Below are 8,829 nucleotides of genomic sequence, written 5' to 3' on the forward strand. Positions count from 1 at the left end.
ATTTTTACGTGTTGGCAGGGGACCGACAAGTATTTGAAAACGTGTTCAAAAAAGCTGGATTTTCCACATTATTGCCGATATAATAAGCGTGGTTCAAGCGAATCTAATGCCATTGTATAGTTGTATTGTCATGAGGAGGAGACCCGCTATGGAGTTGAAAGTATTCAAAGCCCAATGGGGCATGACAGAGCCGTTGGAGCAGCAATTTGCCAAAATTGTGGAAGCTGGCTATCAAGGAATCGAAGGAGCTCCACCAGCACCGGAGCAAGAGAAGCTATTCCGCCAATTGCTTGACTCTACGAAGCTCGATTACATTGCAGGTATCCACTCGAGCGGCGACCATGTCGCCACATTCCGCGAGCGGGCGGAGCGGGCAGCGCAGTTCGGGCCGCTCCTGATCACTTCGCACAGCGGCAGAGACTACATGGAGTGGGACGAGCAGCAGCGTTTCTTCGAGAGCGCACTAGCGGTCGAGCAACGCCTGGGTATTCCGTTCGCCCACGAAACCCACCGTGGCCGCGCTATGTTCACGCCCTGGACGACAGCGAAGCTGCTTCGTCAGTATCCTGAGCTGAAGCTGAATGCCGATTTCAGCCACTGGGTCGTCGTGACGGAGTCGCTACTGGAGGAGCAGCTGGACAACGTCGAGCTGGCTATAAGCAGAACGATACACGTCCACGGGCGGGTGGGTTTCCGCCACGGTCCGCAAGTACCCGATCCCGCTGCACCCGAGTATGCTGCGGAGCTTCAGGCGCACGAAGCGTGGTGGGATGCCATATGCCGACGTCGTGCCGAGCAAGGGGCTTCCAGCTTCACGTTCACGCCCGAGTATGGGCCACCAGGCTACATGCACACGCTCCCGTATACGAAGCAACCGCTGGCCGACCTGTGGAGCGTCTGCTTGTGGATGGGCCAACGGTTTGCAGCCCGTTACCGCGAGAACGGTTGGCAGGGCGAGAAGTAAGGCCGATCTCGGAGGCTGTCGAGATCGGGAGACGGGCCCTCGTGCATGGCGATAGGCCGTGCTCTTGCAAATAAGAGAACAGAGTTCCTCTATTTGCGAAGTACGGCCTTCTTTTATAGAAATAGAAGAACTGAGTTCTTCTATTTCTATAATGGAGTTGAAACTACACCTTGTCTGTTGAGATAAGAGAACTGAGTTCTTCTATTCCATGATGATTGAGCAGAAAATGATGAATAAGAGAACTCAGTTCTTTTAAGGTTGATGGCATCGAGAGATTCCTCTGATCCCGACCTTAGTAGTACCGTGAATTATCGCCCTAAAGCGCGCAAATCTCTATACCGCCCCAACAACAAGAGCTCCATCCCACATATCGAGTGTGGGATGGAGCTCTTGCTTACGTTCAAGCGATCAATACTTATCGTACTTGAGGTCCATCGTAGCGAACCCGCAAAACTCAGGAAACTTGTGCAGCACTTTGTTGATCTGCTCTTGACTGTAACCCATCTTGCGCAGGTGCATCTGCTTGACGGTTTCTGCCGCATTCTGAGCAGAGACGAAATCGTCCATATGCTCGAACAGCTTCGCGCCCCACTTCTGCCCGAAAGCGACATGGAGACGCTCATCCGCGATGTCATACTCCGATTGGATCGAAGATAACGGATCGCCGAACTCCATGAAGGCCGTTATCGACTTGCGCTTCTTAATGAAGGAGCACGGCTCCATAACCATCGTCAGGCTGGAGTAGAACTCTGGGAACACCTGTTGCATCGTTTCCGGTGTCGGGGCCGTTGAAGGATGCCAGGAGAAGTCTTCTGTGCTGTAGCCCATCTGCTGTAACCGACGTACCCCCATTTGACTGTGCCTGACCTCATCCCACGTATGTCGGGCTACATCAAGATAGAAATCAACAGGCATCTTGTGCACGCCATAATACAAGTAGGTGAGGCTTTCTACGGCGGACATTTCGCTCGCGTTAATGAAGATCATATGCTTTATGCTATCAAAAGTCGGCGACTTCGGATCGAACATCGCGCTCTTGTATTTATTCAGATCGACATGTGGATATTTCGGATCGTTAGCCGGCGTCAGCGGAATAGGACCTGCCGGATCAGATACCGGGTGATCCGGCCAGTCAGGCGCTTGCTTCGACGAAGTGTTCTCAAGCACGTGCCACACTTGCTCGATATAAGTTAGCCAACGGTGATATGCTTCACGCTTCTCTTGATCCTCAACATAGGCGAATTTCACATAAGGGATGCCCCAGCCGTATAATTGCTCCTTGTCGAGCTCGATATACCGCAGCTTGTCGAATGTCGGCGCGTCGAGGATCGGGTCGAGCGTTTCATGAAACGCCGCATATTGCTCATACAGCTTCGAGATGATGAATTTGTAGCCTGCGGCGAATTCAATCAACCCGCTGGTCAACGTAATACGCTGACATGCTTCCTGCAGCCCACTTGGTGTCCAAGCTTTATCATTAATATCCGCACCAGGCAGCTCGCTGATCCGTTCACGAAGTTGGGCCATATGCTGGGTATGCAAGTACGACATCCGTACTAGTTCGCCCTTGATTTCCCAATCCGGTACTGCGGAAACCCACCCCATCGTCATTCGGGATAGCTCAAATTCCAGCCAAAAACATTGCTTCAGCAGCTTCGCTGTGTCAACCGGACGCAGCAGCGATCCCTTGTACTGAGAAGCTGCTTCCAGGAAGCTGTAGTCCGTTACATCCACTTCGATTTTTTTCGCCATTTTCTAGACCCCCCTGATTTTCTCCTGCCACTTCATACATCATGGCTCATAATATCATCACGATTCGTAACATTGGAATCGAATCGTTACTTCAGTTGGTGTGACATAGTTCATCGTAACATTGAGCGCGTCCCGGTTCACGGTTTCATTGCGCATCGAAACATCCTTATGTTCCTTGGCTCCAGACGATACACGGATGTGGTCTCCTTCATAAGCGTAGACGGCATCGCCTCGCACCAATTGCTTCATATGTGGAGCAACCTCTTCCAAGCCATCACCCGAGACTGTTCCCACCGGATCGAACATACAGACGGTTTGCAAATATATATTCGGAATCGCGGCAGATCGGATGCTGACCTCAACACCGTCGTCATGCAGCTGGAATTCCATTTGTACGGGTAGATGCATGACATTTGTTTTCTCCCGTAAATGATTGGGCATCTTCACATAGCTGCCATTCAGGCCAGCAGTATGCTCGCGAGGCAGCGGGTTGAAATAACAGCCCTCCAGCTCGATCTCCATGCTGTAGCGGTTCTCCCCTGTCTGCCGAATCGAAGGGAACGCGATGCCTCCGATACCGAACCAGCCTGCCGCAAGCTTCAACCCATACATTCGCGCCTGGCCATACTGGACGTACATCAGTTCCGGCTGGGCAGCCATCACAGTCACACTCAGTTTTCCCTTGCGATGACGCAGAACGGAAGCTCCATGAGGATGCTTCACCAGCTTGCCAAGATACGGAATGTTCCGAGGAACCGGAACTTCGTTGTTCTCGCCTAGCAGAATCGTATAGTGATCCGACAGAGCTGGCGCTTGTTCCGGCAACCGCATCGCATCCGGATACAGCATCCAGTGGATCAGGGCGCTGGCCCCCTTCGGTGAAGATTCCTCTGTAATCTGTGCCATGGAAGCAAAATCCTGATTGTTGTCATGCGATGCCATCAAATGGTAGATCACGTAGTACCAATCGTTCAGCACTAATGTCTGGCCCAGATCTTGACGTCCGGAATATTCCGTCGCAACCTCGTGACCGGGATGAAGCATATATTGCATCATACTCAAGTTGCGGCGAATCGCTTCAAAAGCAGGCTCATAACCGAATACCGTCCCAACATCATATAGGTGGATGGCACAAGCTCCGTTATAGATCGCATTACTGCGCTCCGTCCATTCCCCATATTCCGTCATATCGAAGCCTTCATCCAGGAATTGAAACGCTCGCTCCTTATAAGCTTCATCACCGAATATCTCATACATCTTCGAGAGCGCACCAGCCATGACCCAGCGATGATTCGGGGTATGAATACCTCCATTCAGCAAGCAAGGGCGGGCTCTCTCCATGAAGGTGTACAACCCATCCTGAACTTCGCGAATTTGTTCGAGTCCCGAACGTTCCGCTACCTGATACACAATCGATACCAAATGCGTCGTGAAGGCCGTATCCGGCGGAGAATCGATGTTACAATTGACGAGAGAGATACAGCCGCTATCCAGTTGTGTCGCCAAAAAAGCATCGACTGATTCTTTCATCAGTCCATCAAGACTGGAGTCCAAATAGTAGCGGGACGAGGACAGACAATATAACGGTAACGTTATAGTGAGCGTACCTAGGCCTAATGGATCCGCTTCCAAACCCATCTCAAGATCCTTACGACGTTTATCTAGATATTGATCCAGCCGTTCTTCCTGCAAGTGTACAAGATCTCGAAATGGATCGCGAACAGTGGTATTCATCGGCTCAACTCCAATGGGAAGGTAATAGTCATGTATAAACACACAAGTCCAGTATAAGTGAGCATGTAAGCGTTAGCTATCGCTTTTTTTTTACTTTTTATTAGATTTCTTGACCTCCGGAGCACTTGATTTTTTATTGTTGACAACCCTGATCTTACCGTATATTTTAAAATGGCAACGGCTAATCCATATCTTATGAAAATCCATGTATATAAGGAGCGCTAAGATGAACAATCAAACACTGGAGCTGTTCAGAACTTTGACCGAACTGCCTGGGGCACCCGGATTCGAGCACGAGGTTCGTCGGTTCGTCCGAAGTCAATTAGAGCAGGTAACATCCGAGATCGTTCAAGATCGGCTCGGTAGCATATTCGGGGTGCTGCGCGGTGACGAGAATGGCCCTAAAGTATTGGTAAACGGACATATGGACGAAGTTGGCTTCATGGTTACGACCATCCTGGACAACGGGATGATCCGGTTCCAGGCGTTAGGCGGGTGGTGGAATCAGGTCATGCTGGCGCAGCGGGTACATATTATTACGAAGAACGGTCCGCTTATGGGCGTCATCGGCTCTACACCACGCCATCTGTTAGGTGATGCAGCAAGTAAGCCTGTGGAGATTACTAACATGTTCATCGACATCGGAGCGGACAATCGTGATCATGCCCTTGAGTTGGGTGTAAAGCCAGGTTTGTCGATTGTGCCAATCTGTCCGTTCACCCCGCTAGCCGGCGGTAAGAAGATACTGGCCAAAGCTTGGGACAACCGATTCGGTGTCGGTCTCGCGATTGAACTGCTGCAGGAGTTGAAAGACAGCAAGCTTCCCAATATCCTATACTCAGGTGCAACCGTTCAGGAGGAAGTTGGGATGCGCGGCGCGCAAACGGCTGCGGGACTCATCAATCCCGACATCTGTTACACACTCGATGCCGGTCCAGCCAACGACACGAGCGGCGACAAGTACGCCTTCGGCCACATCGGCAAGGGCACGGTCGTCCGTATCCTCGATAGCTCTATCGTTACGAATCGCACATTGATTGAGTTCATCGTGGATACTGCAGAGACGCATCGGATCCCTTATCAATATTTCATCTCTCCGGGAGCCACGGATGCCGGACGTGTGCAACTGCATGGAAGCGGAGTTCCTACCGCTGCCCTTGGCATATGCGCACGCTACATCCATACATCCGGCTCTATGATTCACATCGACGACTATGCGGCTGCCAAGGAGCTTCTGGTGAAGCTTGTGCAAGCAACGGACAAGACCACGCTGGAAACGATTACGAGTTTCGCTTAACTCTAATGCAGCATAGAAACGCTGCAACAGCAAACGGAGCCTAAGATGTAGGCTCCGTTTCTTTGCATTCAATATTACTTCTTCATTGCCTTCATAGCGTCCGTAATTTCTTTGTCGTATTCACGCCCGCCAGCTTTTTCCCATGCAGATACCGCTTCAGCATAAGCTTTATCGAATTCAGGGGCTATGATCGCTTTCGACACACCCTCATACAATGATTTCTCGATTGCCGCTACACTCTTCTGCGCCACTGGTCTAGGCGAATCGATCAGCAATTCCGACTTCCCGAATTTCTTGAACACATCATACATGTGCAACATCAAGTTCGCATATTCATCTTTCTGTTGTGGAGTGACCCAATCAGGGCTTGCGGCAACTAGTTTAACCAACTGCTCTTTGGTGTATGGTGCAACGCCTTGTTGGATGAGAGCAAGATCACCTTGTCCCGATACCCAAGTTTGCTTCTTGTTCAGTTCTGGATCAATGGCAATTCGAAGTCCTGCATCATCTTTCCAGTTCACGCCTTCAATACCGGATTGTACGGTTGCAAGATTTTTTGGTTTAACCATCCAGTCCAAATACTTTACTACAGCTTCTGGGTTTTTGCTGGATTTAGGTACCGCAATGAACATTCCGTAATCGGCTGCAATTGGTTGACGCTGCGTGCCATCTGCGCGCTTAAATGGATCTAGGGTCACCCATTCCGCAGTTGGTACCGATTTCCGCGTATTAACGTTCATTGTGATGCTGGCTTCGTTGGAATCCGTGAACCCAGCTACACCGCTATTAATATGTTGAGTGTACTGTTGCGAGTTGATGTCCGTTACGAATTCCTTCGAGATCAGACCTTCTTTATACAGTTTGTTCATCCAACCGAAGAAAACTTTTCCTTCAGGCAAGGCTACGCCGGAAGTGAAGACGCCGTCCTTGTAATTACCATTCGGAGCATAGAATTGATTGCCCGGTCCATCGTTGTTGATGCCTGCACCGAACATCGGTCCGAAGAAAAATCCTTTTGCCCCTTGATTGATGGCTGGCATCGCGAATGGTACAACTTTATCTTTACCTACTCCACCTGGATCTTTCTCTTTAAACGCCTTCAATACCTGGTATAGCTCATCATTGGTCGTTGGCATTTTCATGCCCAACTTGTCGACCCAGTCTTTACGAATCTTCATGTGAGCACCGGCATACGTGTTGGCGCGGATTGCCGGAATGGCATAACGTTTGCCTTTATACATACCCGCTTGGTCAAGTGCCTTCTTGTTGTTCTTGACCAGATCCGGATACTTGGCGAGGAACGAATCAAGCTCCCATAGCCCACCCTGCTCTGCATACTTGAAGATGGTGTCGATCGAATAAGTGATGATCACATCTGGCGCTTCGCCGGAAGCCATCCATACGTTTAGCTTCTCCGACTCCTGCGCTCTAGGCAAAGACACGAATTCAACATCTAGGCCGATCTTCTTCGTCTCATCAATTACCCATTTGGTAATCGGGTTGTTACCCAAGTTCTGACCTTCCGGCGCATTGGCGCGATCCCATAGCGTTACGCGGATTTTGACCGGCTTCTCCGGCTCCTTGCTTGCTGTCGGTGCTGCGCTTCCACTAGGTGTTGTTGCTGTACTCTTCCCATCGTCTGTTGATTTAGAGCATGCTGCTAAGAATCCTGAAAGCGTTACCACCATAGCTAAACTTCCAATAACCCCTTTTTTTAACACCCTGACCATACAGCTTTCCTCCCTAGAAATGAATTGCAGGATATCTATGCTAACAATGGGATTATGCCCATCTCCTGCCTTAGTAATTTATTGTATATAAAGCGTTTTCAAAGTAAATATAACCGCTTTCATAGAGCAAAGCTATGGTGTAATATTGACAATTTATTAGCTTTTTTGTCCTCTATTTCTTCATTGTTTTCATGTCATCGCTGATTTTTTTGTCATATTTTGGTCAATAAAAAAATCGCCCTCCACATGTGCTAAGCAGGCAACGGGAGGACGACTAAGGTGTGATAGCTATTATGATTGTTGTTTGTTTGAAGTATAGTTGAAGTTTGTAGACTTATTTCTTCATTGCTTTCATGGCATCGCTGATTTCTTTGTCGTACTCACGACCGCCGGCTTTTTCCCATCCGGAGAGCATTTCGGCATAAGCTTTATCGTAGTCAGGGGCAATGATCGCTTTCGATACTCCCTCGTACAATGATTTCTCGATTGCCGCTACGGTCTTCTGCGCTACTGGTCTTGGCGCATCGATCAGCAGTTCCGACTTCCCGAATTTCTTGAACGTCTCATACATGTGCAACACCAAGTTCACATATTCTTCTCTGGCTTCTGGTGTAGTCAAAGTAGGGGTTATAGCTGCTTGTTTCGCCAACTGCTCTTTGGTGTATGGTAATACCCCTTGTTGGACGATAGAAAGGTCACCACTTCCGGATACCCAAGTATGCTTCTTGTTTAATTCTGGATCAATAGTAAGGCGTAGCCCGCCATCATCTTTCCAGTTGACACCTTCAATACCGGATTGTACGGTTGCAAGATTTTTCGGTTTAACCATCCAGTCCAAATACTTCATTACAGCATCTGGGTTTTTGCTGGATTTCGGCACAGCAACGAACATTCCGTAATCGGCTGCAACAGGCTGACGCTGAGTCCCGTCTGCGCGCTTAAACGGCTCTAAGGTCACCCATTGCGCAGTCGGCACGGATTTCCGCGTATTGGTATTCATCGTAGTACTTGTTTCGTTGGAATCTGTGAAGCCGGCCACACCGCTGCTTATTTGTTGAGTGTACTGCTGGGAGTTGATGTCCGTTACGAATTCCTTCGAGATCAGGCCTTCCTTGTACAACTTGTTCATCCAACCGAAGAATGTTTTGGCTTCAGGCAAGGCTACGCCGGTAGTGAAGACACCGTCCTTGTAATTGCCATTCGGCGCATAGAATTGATTGCCCGGTCCATCRTTGTTGATACCCGCGCCGAACATCGGTCCGAAGAAGAATCCTTTTGCCGCTTGGTTGATAGCTGGCATCGCGAACGGTACCACTTTATCTTTACCTACTCCACCCGGATCTTTCTCCTTA

The 8,829-nt window shown here is 49.5% G+C and carries 6 protein-coding genes; 2 read left to right on the forward strand and 4 right to left on the reverse strand.

The window, feature by feature from the left end; all coding sequences use genetic code 11:
• Positions 1-148 precede the first annotated feature (148 nt).
• On the forward strand, positions 149-964 hold the full coding sequence (locus tag AC1DWB_RS23565) for a sugar phosphate isomerase/epimerase family protein (protein ID WP_477543537.1): 816 nt from the start codon (positions 149-151) through the stop codon (positions 962-964).
• Between the two features lie 408 nt (positions 965-1,372).
• On the opposite strand, the gene AC1DWB_RS23570 is transcribed toward AC1DWB_RS23565, so the two are convergent.
• Entirely contained in the window at positions 1,373-2,716 is a 1,344-nt protein-coding gene (locus tag AC1DWB_RS23570; RefSeq protein WP_477543538.1) for a DUF455 family protein, read from the reverse strand.
• Positions 2,717-2,773: 57 nt separating this feature from the next.
• Positions 2,774-4,450 (reverse strand): hypothetical protein, encoded by a 1,677-nt coding sequence (locus AC1DWB_RS23575; protein ID WP_477543539.1) that lies wholly within the window; start codon positions 4,448-4,450, stop codon positions 2,774-2,776.
• A gap of 226 nt (positions 4,451-4,676) precedes the next feature.
• Between AC1DWB_RS23575 and AC1DWB_RS23580 the strand changes: the two genes are divergently transcribed.
• Positions 4,677-5,747: a M42 family metallopeptidase gene (locus tag AC1DWB_RS23580; protein WP_477543540.1), complete on the forward strand. Its 1,071-nt coding sequence runs from the start codon at positions 4,677-4,679 to the stop codon at positions 5,745-5,747.
• A gap of 74 nt (positions 5,748-5,821) precedes the next feature.
• Here the strand turns inward: AC1DWB_RS23580 and AC1DWB_RS23585 are convergent, their stop codons facing one another.
• Together AC1DWB_RS23585 and AC1DWB_RS23590 are read right to left on the reverse strand one after the other, a co-directional pair.
• Positions 5,822-7,477, reverse strand: a complete 1,656-nt coding sequence (locus AC1DWB_RS23585; RefSeq protein WP_477543541.1) for an extracellular solute-binding protein — start codon at positions 7,475-7,477, stop codon at positions 5,822-5,824.
• Between the two features lie 334 nt (positions 7,478-7,811).
• Positions 7,812-8,829, reverse strand: a 1,018-nt coding sequence (locus AC1DWB_RS23590) for an extracellular solute-binding protein (RefSeq protein ID WP_477543542.1), incomplete at its 5' end; no start/stop codon positions are given.

Source organism: Paenibacillus sp. P4_E11 (assembly GCF_056401635.1).

Bases quoted from the DNA above. Each gene is read 5' to 3' on its own strand.
- AC1DWB_RS23565 (WP_477543537.1), top strand. From the start codon at position 149: ATGGAGTTGAAAGTATTCAAAGCCCAATGGGGCATGACAGAGCCGTTG.
- AC1DWB_RS23570 (WP_477543538.1), bottom strand. From the start codon at position 2,716: ATGGCGAAAAAAATCGAAGTGGATGTAACGGACTACAGCTTCCTGGAA.
- AC1DWB_RS23575 (WP_477543539.1), bottom strand. From the start codon at position 4,450: ATGAATACCACTGTTCGCGATCCATTTCGAGATCTTGTACACTTGCAG.
- AC1DWB_RS23580 (WP_477543540.1), top strand. From the start codon at position 4,677: ATGAACAATCAAACACTGGAGCTGTTCAGAACTTTGACCGAACTGCCT.
- AC1DWB_RS23585 (WP_477543541.1), bottom strand. From the start codon at position 7,477: ATGGTCAGGGTGTTAAAAAAAGGGGTTATTGGAAGTTTAGCTATGGTG.